Source organism: Gracilibacillus suaedae, assembly GCF_017599345.1.
GTDB classification, from domain to species: Bacteria; Bacillota; Bacilli; order Bacillales; family Amphibacillaceae; genus Gracilibacillus; species Gracilibacillus suaedae.
On sequence record NZ_JAGFVL010000064.1, the window covers coordinates 94,617 to 113,703 of the forward strand.

Sequence of the window (19,087 nt, forward strand, 5' to 3'; positions counted from 1 at the left end):
CAAATGTACAGATTCAATTAACACAAGGATATGTCTTGTTAGAGTCTGAGATGTATTTATCAAAAGATGTCGCACATAAATTTTCTAAGATGGTTGCAGCTGCCAAAAAAGACGGGGTTAATCATTTTTTAATAAGTAGCGGTTTTCGAGAATTTGAAGAACAAAAAGCTCTTTATCAAGACATGGGGGATGATTATGCTTTACCACCAGGACATAGTGAACATAACTTAGGTTTAGCACTTGATGTAGGTTCAACAGAAACATCAATGTATCATGCATCAGAAGGAGAATGGATAAAAGAAAATGCTTGGAAACATGGATTTATTTTACGTTATCCAGAAGACAAAGTGGACGTCACAGGGATCGAATATGAACCTTGGCATATTCGGTATGTGGGATTACCACATAGCGCGATTATGGAGAAGAAGAATTTTGTGCTAGAAGAGTACTTGGATTATCTGAAAGAGAAGAAGGAGATTTCTATAGAGGTTAAGGGTGTGAAATATACTGTTTCATATTATTCTTTTTCCAAAAACCTAACAATTAATATACCGGAAAATAGCGAGTATGAAATTTCCGGAAACAATATCAATGGAGTTATTGTGACTGTATACGAAAAATAGATAATGGAATAAGATGAGATAATTTAAAAATTCATGAGTTTATAATGAAGTAAAGAATTGAGAAGATTGAATATTATCTGTGAACAGATTTGTCAATAATACTGTTCTTCATGTAAACAGGCTAGCTTGTAACGAATTTATAATCCTTCATTTTACATATGTACACATTCCTAGGCAACTGCATAGGATGAAGTAGGCGCTATGGCTAACATTTTTTATACGAATGAAGGCACTATAGACGAATATCTCGCATATGATGAAATTGAAATAAGAGGGAGGTTATAATTCGATGTCTTATCTAGACCAAGAATACCGAGAAATTATAACAAAAGCGGTCATTGGAAAGGGTAGAAAATTTAAGCAAGAAACGAACACTATCACACCAGCGCATCGTCCATCAAGTATTTTAGGTTGTTGGATTATCAATCATAACTATCATGCAAAATTAGTGAAAAAGGATACAGTAGAGATTAAAGGAACCTATGATGTAAATGTGTGGTATGCATACAATGATAATACAAAAACAGAAGTAGTAACAGAACGAGTAGAATATTGTGATCATGTACCGTTATCAATTCGAGATAAACAACATATTGGTGATGAGTGTGAAGTAATTGCAAAAGTCATTCAACAACCGAATTGCTTAGAATGCAGTATCGATACGAAAGGAAATAAAATTAAAGTGGATGCAGAAAGAGAATTCCTAGTAGAAGTAATCGGTGAAACAAAAATCTCTGTTAAAGTAGACCCTAAAGGTAAAGTCTATGATGATGAAGATTGGGATCTAGCCATTTCAGATGATGAATTCGATGACATTGACCCTGATTTCCTAGACGATCATGAAGAAGAATAACGTATACAGTGTGGGGAATGCTCACACTGTATTTTTTTATATGAAAGCAGTCGTGTTACTTCATGCTATCGTTGTAGAGCGAGATGTTAGCGAAGGCCGCCCACTTCCACTCCTGTGGGAATCGTTTGGCATAAAGATCCACTTTTTCGAGTGACTTTCGCTCGAAAAAATTAGCTGAAGGACAAACCACAAGGAAAGGGGAGTGGGCAAACGGAGTGGTGGTCAAGCTGTTCAAATATTTCATCATTACTACCAAAGTAATTGACATCTACTTTTGCATTTATTGATGGACCGGCAGGAGTTGCCGGTTTTTCTTAATTGTTTATCTGAATTCAGCTTCTGTGCTATAATGTTACAAGAAACGAAAGAAGTTGGGGGATACTAGAATGAGTTATACGCCAATGATACAGCAGTATCTAAAAATAAAAGCAGATTACCAGGATTGCTTTTTATTTTTTCGTTTAGGCGATTTTTATGAAATGTTTTTTGAGGATGCAAAAAAAGCAGCATTAGAACTAGAAATAACACTTACGAGCAGAGATGGTGGCGGCGATGAAAGAATTCCAATGTGTGGTGTTCCATTTCATTCGGCTGAAAGCTACATCAAAGCATTAATTGATAAAGGGTATAAAGTGGCGATTTGTGAACAAGTGGAAGATCCAAAAGTAGCAAAAGGTGTAGTCAAAAGAGAAGTAGTTCAACTTATTACACCTGGTACTGTGATGGAAGGGAATATGCTGGATGATAAAGAAAACAATTATTTGGCAGTAGTGACAGAAACAACAGACCAGAAATTTAATCTAGCCTATACCGATATGTCTACAGGTGAAACCTTCGTTATGGAAATAAAACGTGGATGGAGTGCGGTGTTAGGTGAGTTATATAACCGTCCTATTAAAGAGGTAGTCGTCGAGAAAGGTCTAGCTGCTACATATATTGATGAATTAAAAGAAAAAATGCAACTAACAGTTTCGTATGCCAAAGAAACAACACCTGATCAAGCCATAGCTGAACTTGTTAAAGATATTGCGGATGACCGCCTTAGAGAGACTTGTATGGTGTTATACCAATACTTATACCATACCCAAAAAAGGGCGATTGATCATTTGAAGAAGGCCCAAGTGATTGAGCTTGCTGAATATATGACATTAGATATGTATTCACAACGCAACTTAGAAATTACTTCTTCATTATTGCGAAAAGAAAAGTATGGCAGTTTATTATGGGTAATCGATCGCACTGTAACGGCCATGGGAGCACGGAAACTGAAGAAATGGCTAGAGCGCCCCTTGCTGACACAATCGTTAATTGAAAAACGGCTGGGTTTAGTTAACGGTTTCTACGAACAGTTTTTTGAACGAGAAGAAATCAGAGAAGCGTTGCAATCTATTTATGATATGGAACGGTTATCAGGCAGGGTATCATTTGGAAATGTCAATGCAAGAGATTTAATTCAATTGAAGAGATCACTGGCTAAAGTGCCGTATATCAAAGAGCAGTTAAAACAATTTGATAGTAAGGCAGTACAAGCCCTTTCCGATAGGATGGATCCGTTGCCCGAACTTTACGAACTTCTTGAAAATAGTATAGCTGAAGATCCGCCCATTTCGATAACAGAAGGCAAGCTTCTCAAAGATGGCTATAATCAGGAGTTGGATCAATATCGAGATGCGTCAAGGAATGGAAAGGATTGGATAGCAGAACTGGAACAAAAAGAAAAAGCTGAAACGAATATTAAATCGTTAAAAATTGGATTTAATAAAGTATTCGGCTATTACATTGAGGTAACCCGCCCAAATTTGTCGCTGATTCCAGAAGGTCGTTATCAGCGTAAGCAAACTTTAACGAATGCTGAACGGTTTATTACCGAAGAACTAAAAGAAAAAGAAACATTAATTTTAGAAGCAGAAGAAAAGAGCGTTGACTTGGAGTATCAACTTTTTCTTGAGATTAGAGAAAAAGTGAAAAGATATATTCCGGATTTACAGAAATTAGCAGAAACTTTAAGTGAAATCGATGTATTGCAAAGTTTTGCAACGGTAAGTGAGGAAAATAATTATGTCAGACCTAACTTTACAAAAGATCATCATATTTACTTAGAAGAAAGCAGGCACCCTGTCGTTGAACAAGTGATGAAAGGTGAACAATTTGTTCCTAACACTATTGAATTGGCTGATGATAAACATTTGCTATTAATAACTGGACCGAATATGTCTGGTAAAAGTACGTATATGCGTCAGTTAGCTTTAACCATTATTATGGCTCAAGTTGGTTGTTTTGTTCCAGCTCAATCCGCTGATCTATCGATTACAGATCAGATTTTTACGCGGATTGGTGCAGCTGATGACCTTGTATCAGGCCAAAGTACTTTTATGGTTGAAATGCTAGAAGCTAATCATGCGATTCAACATGCTACGAATGATAGTCTCATATTACTTGATGAAATCGGAAGAGGTACGAGTACATATGACGGGATGGCTCTGGCTCAAGCGATTATTGAATATATTCATGATCATATTAAAGCTAAAACACTATTCTCTACTCACTATCATGAGTTGACAAGTTTAGAAGATAACTTATCTGCACTAAAAAATATTCATGTTAGAGCAGAAGAAATTGAAGGAAAGGTAGTTTTTCTTCATCAAATTCACGAAGGAGCAGCAGATGAAAGCTATGGCATTCATGTAGCACAATTGGCAGGATTACCAGATGAATTAATCAAACGGGCTAATGTTATTTTGTCCCAGTTAGAAGGAAAGTCAAGCGATAAATCATTATCCTCAGTGCATAGGGAAGAGGCTGACGTGACAATGGAGCAGATAGCCTTTTTCGCGCCGGAAGAACCTGTTAAAAAGAAAAAACCATCTGGGTATCAAGAAATCGTAGAGAGTTTACAGAAGATTAAATTATTGGAAATGACGCCGATGGATGCGATCAATGAGCTCTATCAATTGCAAAAGAAAGCGCAAGGAATAAAGGGGCGAGAATAGAATGCAAATCAACGAACTTCCGGATTATTTAGCCAATAAAATTGCGGCGGGTGAAGTCGTAGAACGTCCCGCCTCTGTTGTAAAAGAGTTAGTTGAAAACAGTGTTGATGCAAAAAGTAGCTGGATAAAAATCGAGATCACAGAAGCAGGTTTACAGGAAATTAAAGTAACAGATGATGGGAATGGTATTCCTCATGATCAATGTAAGAAAGCTTTTTTACGACATGCAACAAGTAAGATAAATAATGAAAACGACCTTTTTCATGTGAGAACACTAGGGTTTCGGGGAGAAGCCCTTGCAAGTATTGCAGCGGTTAGCCGATTAGAAATCAAAACATCTACAGGTAATGAAGCAGGAACAAGAATGCTTTTAGAAGGCGGCCATATTAAAGAAGAAGGAAGAAGTGATGCCAGGCAAGGTACGGAAATTACAGTTCAGGACATCTTCTTTAATACTCCGGCTCGGCTCAAGTATTTAAAGACTGTCCATACAGAACTAGGTCATATCACGGATATTATTAACCGCATGGCTTTCTCTCATGCTGACATCCGTTTTGAGTTAAGCCATAACGGTAAGCGAATATTTCAGACGACAGGTAAAGGAGACTTACGTCAAATTGCAGCTTCCGTATATGGGATGTCAGTTGCAAAACAAATGATTCCAGTGCATACCAAAACATTAGATTATGACATAACAGGCTATATTGCAAAACCAGAAGTTAACCGATCTTCAAGAAACTATATTACGACCATAGTGAATGGTCGATTTATTAAAAGTATTGGTCTAGCCAAAGCTATTACAAATGGTTTTCATACCTTTCTTCCAATTGGCAGACAGCCTGTTGTCGTACTGAATATTTCGATGGATCCATATTTAATTGATGTTAATGTTCATCCAACGAAATTGGAAGTTCGTTTTAGTAAAGAAAAAGAGTTATTTCAAGCAGTAGAAAAAATGATTAAAGATGCACTTCATCAACAGACGCTCATACCAGCTGGTCAGAAGAAAAGTACATCAAAAGAAAAATCAAAACAGCCTCAATTTGATTTTGACAGGCATCAACCAACTGCGAATACACCGACTCAGGAACCCTTTCAACAAAAGTCAGATCATGCCCCAATAGACGATGTCGAGATGGTTCGTGAGGCAGAACATATCAGCAGTAGTATGACAATAGCAAATAATGAACATAATAGTAGCAATGACTTGGAAGAAGTAGTAGAAGGAATTTCACCCGAACAGCAACAGGTAGTGTACAATGAAGCGAATCGAGTGCCTGTTATGTACCCAATTGGTCAGCATCATGGTACGTATATTTTAGCTCAAAATGATGCAGGTCTATATATTATTGACCAACATGCAGCACAAGAGCGAATCAAATATGAATACTACCGAGATAAAATAGGAGAAGTAGATGGGCATGTGCAAGATTTATTAGTCCCACTAACCTTCGAATTTACTCAGCAAGAAGCACTCTTTATTGAACAATATAAGGAAGAGTTACAAAAAGTAGGATTATTTTTAGACGCATTTGGCCAAAATGCCTATATAGTAAGGTCACATCCACACTGGTTTCCAAAAGGTGAAGAAGCAGAGATCATCCGAGACATGGTAGATCAATTGATTCAAGATAAACAGCTCAATTTGCACAAGTTAAGAGAGGAAGCAGCTATTCTTATGTCGTGTAAGCGATCGATTAAGGCTAATCATTATTTGAATTTGGAAGATATGCAACGTCTGCTAGATGACTTGCGAAAATGTGAGGAACCTTTTACTTGCCCACATGGCAGACCGATTATTATCCAATTTACTAAGTACGAGATGGAAAAAATGTTTAAACGAATTATGTAATTAGATGAAGAAACAGATAATGTACGGTATACTGTAAGAAAGCATAGTCATCATTGGAAGTGATAACGTGAAAGAGAAATTAATAGTCATTGTCGGTCCAACTGCAGTAGGAAAAACGGCGTTATCTATTGAGGTTGCTAAAAAATTTAATGGTGAAGTAATCAGTGGAGATTCCATGCAGATTTACAGAGGACTTGATATCGGTACAGCAAAAGTAACCGAAGCAGAAAAAGCAGGAGTCCCTCACTATATGATAGATATTTTAGATCCAGTCGATTCCTTTTCCGTTGCCGATTTTCAAAAACAAGTGCAAGAGAATATTGATAGGATTCTAGAGAAGAATAAACGGCCGATTATCGCTGGTGGGACTGGTTTATATATACAATCTGTATTATATGACTACCAATTCGCTGATAGTGAACGGTCTAACGAATATCATGAGCAAATAGAGATTGAAATGGAACGTGAGGGGATTGATTACGTTTATCAACGGTTGCAACAGGTAGACCCGTTACAAGCGGAAAAAATACACCCTAACAATCGCCGTCGCCTTATTCGAGCACTTGAGGTTTATGATCGTACAGGTATGACAATGACAGAGTATCAGCAAAAACAACAGGTAGAATCTCGTTACGATTTTCGCATCGTAGGTTTAGAGATGGATCGATCACTCTTGTACGAGCGAATTAATCAACGTGTTGATCAAATGGTGGAAGAAGGTTTAATCGATGAAGTCAAACGACTTTATCAAGCGGGTCTTGAGAATTCCCAGGCAATGCGAGGTATTGGTTATAAAGAAATACTCCCCTACATAAGAGGGGAACAAAGCTTGGAAGAAGCAATAGACACTTTGAAAAGAAATTCTCGTCGGTTTGCTAAACGACAGTATACTTGGTTTAAAAATAAGATGCCTGTAGATTGGTACTCGATTACAGTAGAAACGAAGAATCAGGTTTTTCAAAATATTTTAGCAGATTTAGAAGGATTCTATAAAGAAACATAGAATATAAAAAATATAGAGAAATTAGAGGAGGTACTACCATGTCTCAATCAGTCAATATTCAAGATCAGTATTTAAATCAACTTCGAAAAGAACGTATCCCGGCAACTGTATTCTTAACTAATGGATTCCAATTACGTGGAGTCATTAAAGCATTTGATAATTTTACAGTGTTGCTTGAGGCGGAAGGAAAGCAACAGTTGATTTTCAAGCATGCGATATCCACCTTTGCTCCATCTAAAAATGTTACGCTTGATAAGGAATAATGAAGCATGAATGGCGCTATTCTTTTAGTAGCGCCTTTTCTATGCATTAAAACGTATGTTGTTGTTACACTAATAAATAAAATAGTAGGTGATCGATATCGAGAAAACTTTATTAATTGCTATTATGCATGAAAAAAAAGATGAAGAACAATTTTATTATTCGTTAGATGAATTAGAAGCTCTAGTGAAAACTGCAGAAGGCGAAGTAGTTGAAACAATCGTCCAAAAACGTCCTGCACCACATCGGAAGTTTTATGTAGGGGAAGGTAAATTAGTCGAGATCAACCAGTTTGTTGAAGAAAAAGATATTGATATTGTCATAACGAATGAGGAATTGTCAGGAGGACAAATCAGGAATCTACAGGAACAGTTAGATGTTCGTGTTATCGACCGAAGTCAACTGATACTTGACATATTTGCAGCCAGAGCACGTACCAAAGAAGGTAAACTACAAGTGGAGCTTGCTCAATATACGTATATGCTGCCAAGGCTGCATGGACAAGGCACAGATTTATCGAGGCTAGGTGGTGGGATTGGTACCAGAGGCCCAGGTGAAACGAAGCTTGAAACAGATCGTCGTCATATTCAAAATAGAATGGATGATATCAGAAGACGTTTAAAGCAAGTGGTCAATCAACGGGAGCAATATCGTGGTAATCGACGTAAACAACAACTGTTTCAAGTCGCTGTTGTCGGATATACCAATGCAGGAAAGTCAACTTTGTTCAACAGTTTAACGAAAAGTGATTCACTTTATGAAGATAAATTATTTGCAACATTAGATCCTTTATCCCGAAGACTGAAGTTGCCGTGCAACCTCGAAGTGTTGTTAACGGATACGGTTGGATTTATTCAGGATTTACCAACCGCACTCATAGCGGCGTTTCGCTCTACACTAGAAGAGGTGCGTGAAGCAGATCTTATTCTGCACGTGATCGATGTTGCTGCACCGAACAGGCATGATCATGAAAACACGGTTCATCGGTTATTATCAGAATTAGAAGCAGACACCATTCCAATTTTAACTATTTATAATAAAAAGGATTTAATTGATGCAGATGAGTTTGTTCCATCTTCCCATCCATATTTGACCATTAGTGCTCTAGAAGGTAAGGATATCTCTGGTGTGAAACAGGAGATCGAAAAATTAATTAAAGAACAGTGGACTTATTTCTCAGGTTTTGTACCGGAGCATAATGCAAGTAAACTAGCAAAAATACGTCAATATGCTATTTTGGAAAAACAGACATATGCTGAGTACAAATCAGGCTATTATGTAGAGGGATTTGTCGATCCAAATCATGCTATAATGAAAGAAATAAAGGAGTTCCATCAAGAATGAATCAATCAATAATAAGGGAAGTCGAGAAACAAATAGAACCAATCTTTCAAAACATACAAGAAATGGAATATTATAATCAAGAAAAAGTGCTAAACGCTTTTCGAACACATCAAGTCAGTGACAGTGACTTTAATCCGACAACCGGTTATGGATACGATGATTATGGAAGAGATAAGTTAGAAGCTGTATATGCTTCTGTATTTGGAGCAGAGGACGCACTTGTTCGTCCTCAAATAACCTCTGGCACACATGCGATAAGTACAGCTTTGTTCGGGGTTCTTCGTCCTGGTGATGAATTATTGTATATTACTGGGGAACCATATGACACGTTAAATCAAGTCATTGGCCATGATAAATTTATCCCGGGATCACTTTCTGATTTTGGCGTACAATACCACTATACGGATCTGATTGATGGTTGTATTGATTTTAAGCGTGTGAAGCAAATGATTAACGATCAGACTAAAGTTGTTGCTATTCAGCGATCCAAAGGTTACGATGACAGACCTTCGATAACGATAGAGGAAATGAAGAAAGTTATCAAGCAAATTCGTCTGCTGAAAAAAGAGGTCATTATTTTTGTAGACAATTGTTATGGGGAATTTGTGGAAATGAAAGAACCAACTGATTTAGGTGCTGATCTGATCGCAGGTTCTTTAATTAAGAACCCTGGTGGCGGTATAACCAGAATGGGAGGTTATATTGCGGGTAAGAAATCATATGTGGAAATGGCAGCAAACCGGTTAACTGCTCCAGGAATTGGGAAAGAAGTTGGTGCTAGTATTGGTATGTTACAAGAAATGTTTCAAGGCTTATTTCTTGCACCACATGTTGTAAGTGAAGCATTAAAAGGAGCGGTATTTACTTCTGCCTATTTGCAAAAACTTGGATATAATACAACGCCTACTTTTGATGCTCACCGAACGGATTTAATCCAATCAGTTACCTTCCATACCGCTGAACAAATGATTGCTTTTTGTCAGGCAATTCAAAGACAATCTCCTATTAATTCACATGTGTTGCCATACCCTGCACCAATGCCAGGTTATGAAGATGATGTGATCATGGCAGCAGGCACTTTTATACAAGGAGCAAGTCTAGAGCTAACAGCAGATGGACCGATAAGAGAACCATATACTGCCTTTGTTCAAGGCGGATTAACGTACAATCATGTCAAATTAGCAGTTTTGAATGCTGCAAACGGGTTGACATCATGAGGATTAACAAAAAAACTTCATTTCAGATTTTTATGTTAACTTACCTAACATCTCTTGACACTATATTTACAAAGTGTATAATAGAATTATAGAAAACAGACGGAAGGGGTGAATGAGATGAGTGATTTAGATAGACGTTCCATGCCCTTGTTTTCTATCGGAATTGTTAAATCACTTACAGGATTAACTGCAAGGCAAATCCGATACTATGAACAGCATCAATTGATACATCCTTCTCGGACAGAAGGAAATCAACGGCTATTTTCTTTTAATGATGTAGATCGTCTATTAGAGATTAAAGAATTAATCGAAAAAGGTCTAAATTTAGCAGGCATTAAACAAGTACTTGAAATGAAAACTATGCCGAAAACAGAAAAGTCCGCTCCAGACGCAAAATCGTCAGAAATATCCGAAAAGGAATTACGCAAAATATTGCATAAAGAATTATTGGATGCTGGCAGATTAGGCAAAACTTCGTTAAGACAGGGAGAATTATCAAGATTCTTCCATTAAAATAATAAAGGAGAGAGTTTAATCAATGGGATTAACTAAAGAAGAGATTAAGCAAAAAATCAAAGAGGAAAATGTAAAATTTATCCGTTTGCAGTTCACAGATTTGCTTGGAACAATAAAAAACGTTGAGATTCCATTAAGCCAATTGGATAAGGCATTAGACAACCAAATGGTATTTGATGGTTCCTCGATTGAAGGTTTTGTACGTATTGAAGAATCTGACATGAAGCTTTATCCAGACTTAGATACTTTCGTTGTATTCCCTTGGACTTCTGAAAAAGGGAAAGTAGCGCGTTTTATCTGTGATATTTATAATACAGACGGTACTCCATTTGAAGGCTGCCCGCGTTATAACTTAAAGCGTAACCTGAAAAGAGCAGAAGACCTTGGTTTCACTGCTTTTAACATTGGTACGGAACCGGAATTCTTCTTATTCAAATTAGATGAAAAAGGTGATCCATCTCTAGAACTTAACGATAAAGGTGGCTATTTTGACCTTGCACCAACAGATTTGGGTGAAAACTGCCGTCGCGATATCGTACTTGAACTAGAAGAAATGGGATTTGAAATCGAAGCATCTCACCACGAAGTTGCTCCTGGCCAGCATGAAATTGATTTTAAATACTCTGATGCTGTTAAGCACGCAGATGATATTCAAACATTTAAACTAGTGGTTAAAACTATTGCACGTAAACACGGTCTACATGCTACATTTATGCCAAAACCACTTTTCGGTGTTAACGGTTCTGGTATGCACTGTAACATGTCATTGTTCAAGGGAAAAACAAATACATTCTTAGATGAAAATGGACCACTTGAATTAAGTGAGACTGCATACCAATTTATCGCAGGTATTATTAAACACGCTCTTTCATTTACAGCAGTAACAAATCCTACTGTAAACTCTTATAAGCGTCTTGTACCTGGCTATGAAGCACCTTGTTATGTAGCTTGGTCTGGATCTAACCGTAGTCCATTAATCCGTGTACCAGCTTCTCGTGGTTTAAGTACACGTGTTGAGGTACGTAGTGTAGACCCTTCTGCTAACCCATACTTAGCGTTATCTGTTCTGTTAGCTTCAGGATTAGACGGGATTGAAAACAAATTAGAAGCTCCAAAAGCTGTAGATCGCAATATCTATGTAATGGATAAAGAAGAGCGTGAAGCTAATGGAGTTAAAGATTTACCTGCAACTTTAGCAGATGCATTAGATGAATTGAAAAAAGATGAAACAATTGTAGAAGCTCTTGGTGAACACTTATTCGAACACTTCGTTGAATCGAAAGAAATCGAATGGGATATGTTCCGTACACAAGTTCACCCTTGGGAAAGAGAACAATATATTCAAGCGTATTAATAAGTGGAAACCCTTGGCACTGTTAGTGTCGGGGGTTTTGTTTTGTGTGATAAAAGTGCTTGATTTTCCTGTGCCCCACTGGCTGCCCCACAAATGCCCCACTTTCAATAGTAAAATCATTTATTGATTTCATCAAAATATGCCTCGTATATAAATGCTAGTTTATAAATGTACATAAATGATCATTTAAGAATGTACAACTCTGATCGATAAATGCATACTGAATTTGGGGTGAGGAGAATGCATTTATCGATTAATTTAACAACGGACTTTAAAGTGGATAGTCTGACAGACTTATCCAAATATAAACTAATGATGGAGAGTCTTGGGATGAAAATTAATAAGAGTGAACTAGCACGGCAACTAAAAGTTGATCGACGAACAGTCGATAAGTATTTAAATGGATATGTTCCTAGTAAGTCAAGAAGTCGGAAATCTAAAATAGATGATTATTATGGTGGTGTGATATCCCTTCTTCTTTCAGAAGATTCACCGCAAGTCTTTTATTATAAACGGGTGCTATGGCAGTACTTAAAAGATAATCATGGATTAGATTGTTCACAATCTCGTTTTAGAAGTTATATATCTAGTAAACCTGAGTTTCAATCCTATTTTTCCAACGGAAAACGCACACCATCAGCTAAGCCTGTGTTGCGATTCGAAACTCCACCTGGAGAACAAGCACAATTTGATTGGAAAGAAAATATGAAGTATATTACGAGGGATGGAGAGATTATCTATGTAAATGTAGCTGTCTTATTATTATCCCATTCCCGGTTCAAGTCTTTTTACCTAACGCTTTCTAAATCGCAAAGTGTCCTCATGTCTTTTTTAACAGAAACATTTGAAGCATTGGGAGGCGTACCTAAAATACTTCTAACGGATAACATGAAAACGGTTATGGACCATTCGAGAACAGCTTATTCAAGAGGAGTTGTCAACGAACGGTTTGATCACTTCTCAAAGGATTTCGGATTTAAACTTAAACCATGTGAGGCCGGTAAACCTCAAACGAAAGGGAAAGCCGAAAATGTCATGAAATTATTAGACGAAATTCATGCTTATCAAGGTCAAATGAACTATGAAGAGTTACATGAATTCGTACAAACATTATGTGAACGTGCTAATCATAGCTATCACCAAGGAACAGGAAAAATTCCTATATTGGCTTTTAAACAAGAAAAGAATCTCCTACAGCCCCTACCTAGGAAGTCTATAAGAGATTCATATAAAATCGTTCATAAACTTGTAAAGGTTAATCCATCAAGCATGATTACTTATCAGAGTAATCAGTATTCAGTCCCACCTGAATACAAAGGAAAAACTGTCGGTTTACAAATTTATGATAACCATATACATGTTTATTATAACACGGCCTTAATCGCTAGACATCCCATTAGTCAAATGAAATTAAATTATGATCCATCACATTATAAAAAGGTTTTAGCTATGAATATGTATGAAGGTATTGATACGGATGAATGGTCAAAAAGAAATTTAAAGGCTATTGGGGAGGTCTATAAAGATGAATAGTAGTTATCAGCAACTCGTTAAGAATCTTGAATATTTGAAGCTAAAACAAATGCATGAACATCTTGATGACATTATTGATACAGCAATATCTAACCAACAATCTTTTGTCGAAACGCTCGTTAAGTGGACAAACCATGAAATAGATCGACGTGAACAAAATATGGTGCGTTCCATGGTCAAAGTCGCAGCTTTTCCTCACTTAAAGGAGGTGAAGGATTTTGACTTTGAGTTTCAGCCGTCGGTTAACAAACAACAGATATTAGACTTTACTACATTGCGATTTATCGAAGATAAAGAAAACATTGTTTTTCTAGGGCCAAGCGGAGTTGGTAAAACACATTTGGCAACCTCAATCGGAATAGCAGCAGCTAAGAATCGTAATAGTACGTATTTCATCAAATGTCATGAACTCATTCAACACCTAAAAAAAGCACGGGTCGAGAATAGATTGGAAGCTCGCTTAAAACATTACAGGAAGTATAAACTGTTAATTATTGATGAGATAGGGTACCTTCCTATTGATCAAGAAGATGCCAAACTCTTCTTCCAGCTCATTGATATGAGGTACGAGAAGAAAAGCACCATCCTGACCACCAATGTTAATTTCAAGCAGTGGGATGAGGTCTTTCAAGATTCAAAACTCGCTAATGCCATCTTAGATCGAGTTTTACACCACGCCACAGTGGTAAATATCATAGGTGATTCTTACAGAATCAAAGATCATTTAGGTAAAGAAAATGATTAAAATTGCACATTCTTAAACAGTCAAAACTGTACATAATTAACTTGACATTTATACTCGTATTTTTCCATCGATTCCTTGTCCAATCGTTTTGAGATATGCGAGTATACGTCTGCAGTAATTTGATAACTTCCATGTCCTAATCTTTCTTGGATGAATTTCATGTCATTGCCAGCTTCTAATAATAAAACAGCGTGGGTGTGCCTTAGAGAATGGATAGGTAAGTTAGGTATACCTGCTTGTTTTAGAATTCTGCTGAAGGCATTGAATAAACTAGACTTCGGCATTATATAGCCATCATCACGGCAAAATACTAGATTTAGGTCATGTCTATAAATATCATTTAAATTTTGCTTATTTGTATTTTGCCATTTCAAGTGTTCTTTAATGTGAAAGAATTACAATGTCAGTTAATGGAACATTTTAAAAAGAAAAAGGACCGTCGTGAAAGGTGGTCCTTAATAAGATAAAAATAAGAAAAGAATAGCTCGAATTGTCGGCTATTCTTTTCGTTTAAATAAATTAAAAATTACCGTTTTCATGGAACTTATTAAATAGGTTAGAGTAATTTTGTTTTAAGTTTGCTATTTTTTCAACATCATTAGAAATGATATCAATAACATCGCTACTCACATATAACAGGAATTTATCGCTAAAAAAAGAAATGTAAGCTTCAGTATGACCTTTATAAATTGCTGAGCAATAATTCGTTATATCTTCACGCTTTAAATTCATAATAGTAGCGTATACTTCACCTTCACCAGTAGTTTCATCTTCAACTACGGTTTCATGCCAGTTTCTTATATTAATTATTTTACCGACTTTAGATTTTGAAGAATAACGCTTTTTGTTATAAATATACTCTGATACAAATATAACACTTATTTTATCCTCTTCTGTAAATACATCTTCAATAATTTTTCGGATTAAATTAATTTTTAAATCTTCCATATCAAATCTAATTCTTTGCTCTGAAGTAGCTTGAAAATAAGGGGTTTCCTTATTACAATCGAAATCTATATTAATATTATTTAATTTAACCAACTTTCTTAATCTCCTATCCTTTTTAAATTCGCATCATAAGTACCTGATCTAGTTTTTTTACTACCTAAATTTTTAATCGTAGTAGCGCCTTTCCAAACGCCTCCATTGTGTCCATCTTTATCTACAGTTATATATTTTGGACCTTTTCCTTTACTTCGTTTAAATACTTTTTGACCATGAGAACGGTATTTAGTTATAGAATATCCTAAATCTTTTGCGGCAGATTTTGCAAGTGTTGGAGAAGATCTAATCATTGAACCTATTATTGATTTACCCCATTTGTTAATTGCTTTCTTTAATCCCTTTTTAGCAATAAATTTCACTACAACTCCGACTAAAGGCCAAACAGCAGCATCAAATTCAGTGGTATCATATATGTATTCTTCTCCAGTTGCTTGGTCAATAAATGATGCTCTAAAGTTATCTGCATCATACATTTCTAAAATTGTTATATTGAAAGTTTTTTCTAGATTATTTCCATAGTCATCTTCCAAAAGGGCATCTACGGAAATTGTATCTGTTTCCTCATCATATTCTAAAAAGCTATTAATATAAACATCCTCATTTTTTAAGGTAGAGTCTACATATTTTGAATTACCCTCAGTATAGGCTACTTCTTCTACATTTTCATTTGAAACTAAATTTGATTCCGTTTCATCTAAACTGATATTTTCAGCTGCATATCCCACACCACCAAACGAAATAAATAATGCTAAAATTAGTGTACAAATAAATAGCTTTTTCATTAATATTCCTCCCTAAATTGTATTAATCCCTGGCCATATGTATTTTTTGAACCTAATTCTATTGAATTTTCTTGTAAGTATTGTATTACATCCTCATTAATCGTTTGTGATTTGAATAAAGAAATTACCCCAGTTGCATAAGCGGCAGCGAAGGAAGTCCCGGATTGATATTCTATTTCACCTTGCATATTTAAAACAGGAACATTAACACCAGGGGCAACATAATCAACTTTTCCTTTACCTGCATAAGAAAAGATGTCCATTTCATTGTCAATTGCAGAAATTGATAATACATCCGGGTATTTAGCAGGAAAGTCTGTGGATAAGCCAATTGTATTTCCAGTTGCAGCAACGATGATAATTCCTTTATCAGAAGCTGTTTTAATCGCTTTTTTAAAAGATGGAATATCGTTGGAGAAGCCATAGCTTATATTAATAATGTCAACATCCTGTTCAATTGCCCAATTAATTCCTGTTACTGTATTCTCTACTTGGCCCTTTGCATCATTATTCAATACTTGAACATCATAAAGTTGTACACTTTCATTAAGACCAATCTTAGTATTTCCTTTGTTCGTTGCTGCCACAATACTAGCAATCATTGTTCCATGTTCATTTACAGGGATAGTTGTGGATGAATTATCAGTAGTATTAAATCTTTTTACAACATAGTCTTTAAGTTCATCTAATTCATAATTAATACCACTATCTAATATGGCAACTTTTACTGGAGTTGAGTTTAATAGGTTAAAATTCATTTCAGGATTTACCATACATATAGCCCAATTGTTCGTGCATTCTTCAGAATCCTTTAAATTATCTTGTGTTTCTTTATCTCTTTCATTACACCCCCCTAAAAGAAAAATTAATAATAGAAGTATCAATCTTTTGTTCATCATTGGTCTCCTCTTTTGTTGTAAAAAGTGATATCTCCAAAATTATAATAGCACAAAAAATGTAAAACGAAAAGAAAAATATGTAAAAATAATGAATAAAATGGAAGATATAAGAGTTATAAGTAATAAGTATAAAAGATCATACTATAAAAAGCAGTACCGTAATTCTAACACTAATACTGCATTTTCCTGAAGCCCACCACTAATAAGGAGGCTACTGAAAAAGCCCACTATATTTTAGTGACTGAAAGTCCAATCCCAAATTTCATACAGAAAATAACATGAAAGTGGGGAATGAAATCTATTTTATGCATATTTTTCGCTATCAAAGTGGGATTGAAAGTTTCCGAAATATGTTTTTCAGTAGCCTTCTAATAAGTGGTGGGTATTTTATTTGATTGCCAATTCTTTAATATTAATTAAATGATGCCGATAATATCTTATGGAGGTGTTGGGTATGCAGACAAAGTATATTTTCTTAATTGGTACTTTAATAATTACAATCTTGGTTTTTTTTAATTCATTTCCAGCAAAACTAATCAAAAGTTATGCCTTATCAGAGGTAGATAGTCTTGTCAAAAAGTCACATAGTGTGTTAGTAATATTTATTTATATACTCTCATTTGGTCTTGCGGGAAGTATAGCTTATTTTCTTTTCGTTTTAATAGAAATTCATTATCCATTAAACCCCATAATTATGAATATAATATTTCTATCAATCTCAATTGTAGCGATTTATGGGCCTTTTTTTCATTATAAAAAATATAAGAGAAAACTAAAAGACAGACTTAAACATATATTTTCTAGAAAAACAGTTTATAAAAAACTTAGTTCAGATTACAATGCAGGAATAAAATTATCTCATAAGATCTTAAGGAGGTATAGCGTTGTACATGGATTATTATTTGCATACTTTTTTAATTCAGGAAATAGCTTTAATGATTTATTATTTCTAATATTTGTAGAGTTTATGCTATTAATAATATTGCTATATCCTGTTGGTTATATTCAAGCTTATGCGGCAACATATTCCTTTGAGAGGTATAAATTTTTCCAAACAAACGGAGATTCAGATCTTTTCTATCTAATAGGAGAAAACCCTGAATACTTTATATTGAAAAAAGAACAAGAAACTGTCAGATATATAAAAAAGGAACTTATAGATTATTACCAAATTGAATAAAAATATAATCAAGCACATGTTAGAATCTAAATATGTGCTTGATTTTTAGTGATCTTAAAAGTATTCTTCCAAAATCAAAAGAACCTTCTTCCTTATCGCCGGATTAAAATAATTCCGTTTTTCCTCTTTGCGGTTAGCGTAAAAAGTATACTCCGTAAACATGTCATTTTTATCTGTCTGTAACACCTTCAAATTTTTCATGTGCATTTGCTGCTTCAATTCGCGTCTTTCCTCAATAGCTTTTCTTTCAACTGATTCCAATAACTTAATATAAGGCTCGTTGATCTTAAATATAGTATTGTTACGCAATGTATCTAAATCCTTCTGAATAACCTCAATGGCCATATCCAAAAACAAATACCGACTAGCAATTTTGAAATCTTCGTCTGTTATATATCTCAGTTTATTCACCTCATAACAAGAACAATTGTTCTTGTTATGTATCCAATATTAAGTTTATACAAATTGTAATTTCTGGAAGGAATTAAATAGTAAGTGTCGAAATTATTATTGAGAAATAGGTACAAGGGAGGTAGTAAAATGTTGAAGAATCCATCCCAACAAGACCTACTTGACGAAATAACAAAAGAGGACATTGATCGGATTAACAAAGAATTAGATCTGCTCATACAAGCAAGAGAAGAAGGAAAAATAATAGGAAGACGAAAAGCACCTACACAAAAATAGGTGCTTTTGAATTTACCCAGAGATCACCCAGAGAAAACCCAGAAAAATATAATTAATTTAATTTTGCTTGAATTTTCAAATAAGAAGAAATGTTAGTATAACAATTATTTGAATTAGCTTAATTGCAATTGATTAATCAGGCATCTAGTCCGTACACAAGTTCACCCTTGGGAAAGAGAACAATATATTCAAGCGTATTAATAAGTGGAAACCCTTGGCACTGTTAGTGTCGGGGGTTTTGTT

17 protein-coding genes and 2 pseudogenes are annotated in these 19,087 nt (G+C 35.3%); 14 read left to right on the forward strand and 5 right to left on the reverse strand.

Annotation, left to right across the window (positions count from 1 at the left end):
* Nucleotides 1-14: 14 nt before the first annotated feature.
* The 12 genes and pseudogenes from J5J03_RS21795 to istB form a co-directional block, all read left to right on the forward strand.
* A pseudogene (locus J5J03_RS21795) lies at nucleotides 15-623 on the forward strand (M15 family metallopeptidase); the annotation flags it as partial.
* A 289-nt stretch (nucleotides 624-912) separates the two neighbouring features.
* Nucleotides 913-1,476: an outer spore coat protein CotE gene (gene cotE, locus J5J03_RS21800; protein ID WP_153834231.1), complete on the forward strand. Its 564-nt coding sequence runs from the start codon at nucleotides 913-915 to the stop codon at nucleotides 1,474-1,476.
* Nucleotides 1,477-1,862: 386 nt separating this feature from the next.
* Nucleotides 1,863-4,466 (forward strand): DNA mismatch repair protein MutS, encoded by a 2,604-nt coding sequence (gene mutS / locus J5J03_RS21805; protein WP_208592628.1) that lies wholly within the window; start codon nucleotides 1,863-1,865, stop codon nucleotides 4,464-4,466.
* 1 nt (nucleotide 4,467) lies between these two features.
* A complete protein-coding gene (gene mutL / locus J5J03_RS21810; protein ID WP_208592630.1) occupies nucleotides 4,468-6,318 on the forward strand; it encodes a DNA mismatch repair endonuclease MutL in 1,851 nt (616 codons plus the stop codon).
* A gap of 67 nt (nucleotides 6,319-6,385) precedes the next feature.
* Nucleotides 6,386-7,321: a tRNA (adenosine(37)-N6)-dimethylallyltransferase MiaA gene (gene miaA / locus J5J03_RS21815; RefSeq protein ID WP_208592632.1), complete on the forward strand. Its 936-nt coding sequence runs from the start codon at nucleotides 6,386-6,388 to the stop codon at nucleotides 7,319-7,321.
* 38 nt (nucleotides 7,322-7,359) lie between these two features.
* Complete coding sequence (gene hfq / locus J5J03_RS21820; protein WP_208592634.1) at nucleotides 7,360-7,584, forward strand: RNA chaperone Hfq; 225 nt, start codon at nucleotides 7,360-7,362, stop codon at nucleotides 7,582-7,584.
* Nucleotides 7,585-7,672: 88 nt separating this feature from the next.
* Nucleotides 7,673-8,926, forward strand: a complete 1,254-nt coding sequence (gene hflX / locus J5J03_RS21825; protein ID WP_331460542.1) for a GTPase HflX — start codon at nucleotides 7,673-7,675, stop codon at nucleotides 8,924-8,926.
* A complete protein-coding gene (locus tag J5J03_RS21830; protein WP_208592636.1) occupies nucleotides 8,923-10,143 on the forward strand; it encodes a methionine gamma-lyase family protein in 1,221 nt (406 codons plus the stop codon). The genes hflX and J5J03_RS21830 overlap by 4 nt, the downstream gene beginning before the upstream one ends.
* 117 nt (nucleotides 10,144-10,260) lie before the next feature.
* Nucleotides 10,261-10,656, forward strand: coding sequence for a MerR family transcriptional regulator (locus J5J03_RS21835; protein ID WP_208592638.1), 396 nt, complete (start codon nucleotides 10,261-10,263; stop codon nucleotides 10,654-10,656).
* Nucleotides 10,657-10,681: 25 nt separating this feature from the next.
* Nucleotides 10,682-12,013 carry a type I glutamate--ammonia ligase gene (glnA, locus tag J5J03_RS21840; RefSeq protein WP_208592640.1) on the forward strand — a complete coding sequence of 444 codons (1,332 nt, stop codon included), beginning with the start codon at nucleotides 10,682-10,684 and terminating at the stop codon, nucleotides 12,011-12,013.
* A gap of 240 nt (nucleotides 12,014-12,253) precedes the next feature.
* Nucleotides 12,254-13,546 (forward strand): IS21 family transposase, encoded by a 1,293-nt coding sequence (gene istA, locus J5J03_RS21845; protein WP_208592642.1) that lies wholly within the window; start codon nucleotides 12,254-12,256, stop codon nucleotides 13,544-13,546.
* Complete coding sequence (gene istB / locus J5J03_RS21850; RefSeq protein ID WP_208592644.1) at nucleotides 13,539-14,291, forward strand: IS21-like element helper ATPase IstB; 753 nt, start codon at nucleotides 13,539-13,541, stop codon at nucleotides 14,289-14,291. The genes istA and istB overlap by 8 nt, the downstream gene beginning before the upstream one ends.
* 20 nt (nucleotides 14,292-14,311) lie before the next feature.
* Here istB and J5J03_RS21855 read toward each other — a convergent pair.
* The 4 genes and pseudogenes from J5J03_RS21855 to J5J03_RS21870 form a co-directional block, all read right to left on the reverse strand.
* A pseudogene (locus tag J5J03_RS21855) lies at nucleotides 14,312-14,677 on the reverse strand (tyrosine-type recombinase/integrase); the annotation flags it as partial.
* A gap of 133 nt (nucleotides 14,678-14,810) precedes the next feature.
* Nucleotides 14,811-15,332: a hypothetical protein gene (locus J5J03_RS21860; RefSeq protein ID WP_208592646.1), complete on the reverse strand. Its 522-nt coding sequence runs from the start codon at nucleotides 15,330-15,332 to the stop codon at nucleotides 14,811-14,813.
* A 5-nt stretch (nucleotides 15,333-15,337) separates the two neighbouring features.
* Nucleotides 15,338-16,078, reverse strand: a complete 741-nt coding sequence (locus tag J5J03_RS21865) for an SAR2788 family putative toxin (RefSeq protein ID WP_208592648.1) — start codon at nucleotides 16,076-16,078, stop codon at nucleotides 15,338-15,340.
* Nucleotides 16,078-16,977 (reverse strand): S8 family peptidase, encoded by a 900-nt coding sequence (locus tag J5J03_RS21870; protein ID WP_208592650.1) that lies wholly within the window; start codon nucleotides 16,975-16,977, stop codon nucleotides 16,078-16,080. The genes J5J03_RS21865 and J5J03_RS21870 overlap by 1 nt, the downstream gene beginning before the upstream one ends.
* 454 nt (nucleotides 16,978-17,431) lie before the next feature.
* Between J5J03_RS21870 and J5J03_RS21875 the strand changes: the two genes are divergently transcribed.
* Entirely contained in the window at nucleotides 17,432-18,157 is a 726-nt protein-coding gene (locus tag J5J03_RS21875; protein ID WP_208592652.1) for a hypothetical protein, read from the forward strand.
* Nucleotides 18,158-18,211: 54 nt separating this feature from the next.
* On the opposite strand, the gene J5J03_RS21880 is transcribed toward J5J03_RS21875, so the two are convergent.
* Nucleotides 18,212-18,466 (reverse strand): hypothetical protein, encoded by a 255-nt coding sequence (locus J5J03_RS21880; RefSeq protein ID WP_331460543.1) that lies wholly within the window; start codon nucleotides 18,464-18,466, stop codon nucleotides 18,212-18,214.
* A 231-nt stretch (nucleotides 18,467-18,697) separates the two neighbouring features.
* On the opposite strand from J5J03_RS21880, the gene J5J03_RS21885 reads away from it, so the two are divergent.
* Nucleotides 18,698-18,844, forward strand: coding sequence for a hypothetical protein (locus tag J5J03_RS21885; protein WP_208592654.1), 147 nt, complete (start codon nucleotides 18,698-18,700; stop codon nucleotides 18,842-18,844).
* The last annotated feature ends 243 nt before the right edge of the window (nucleotides 18,845-19,087 follow it).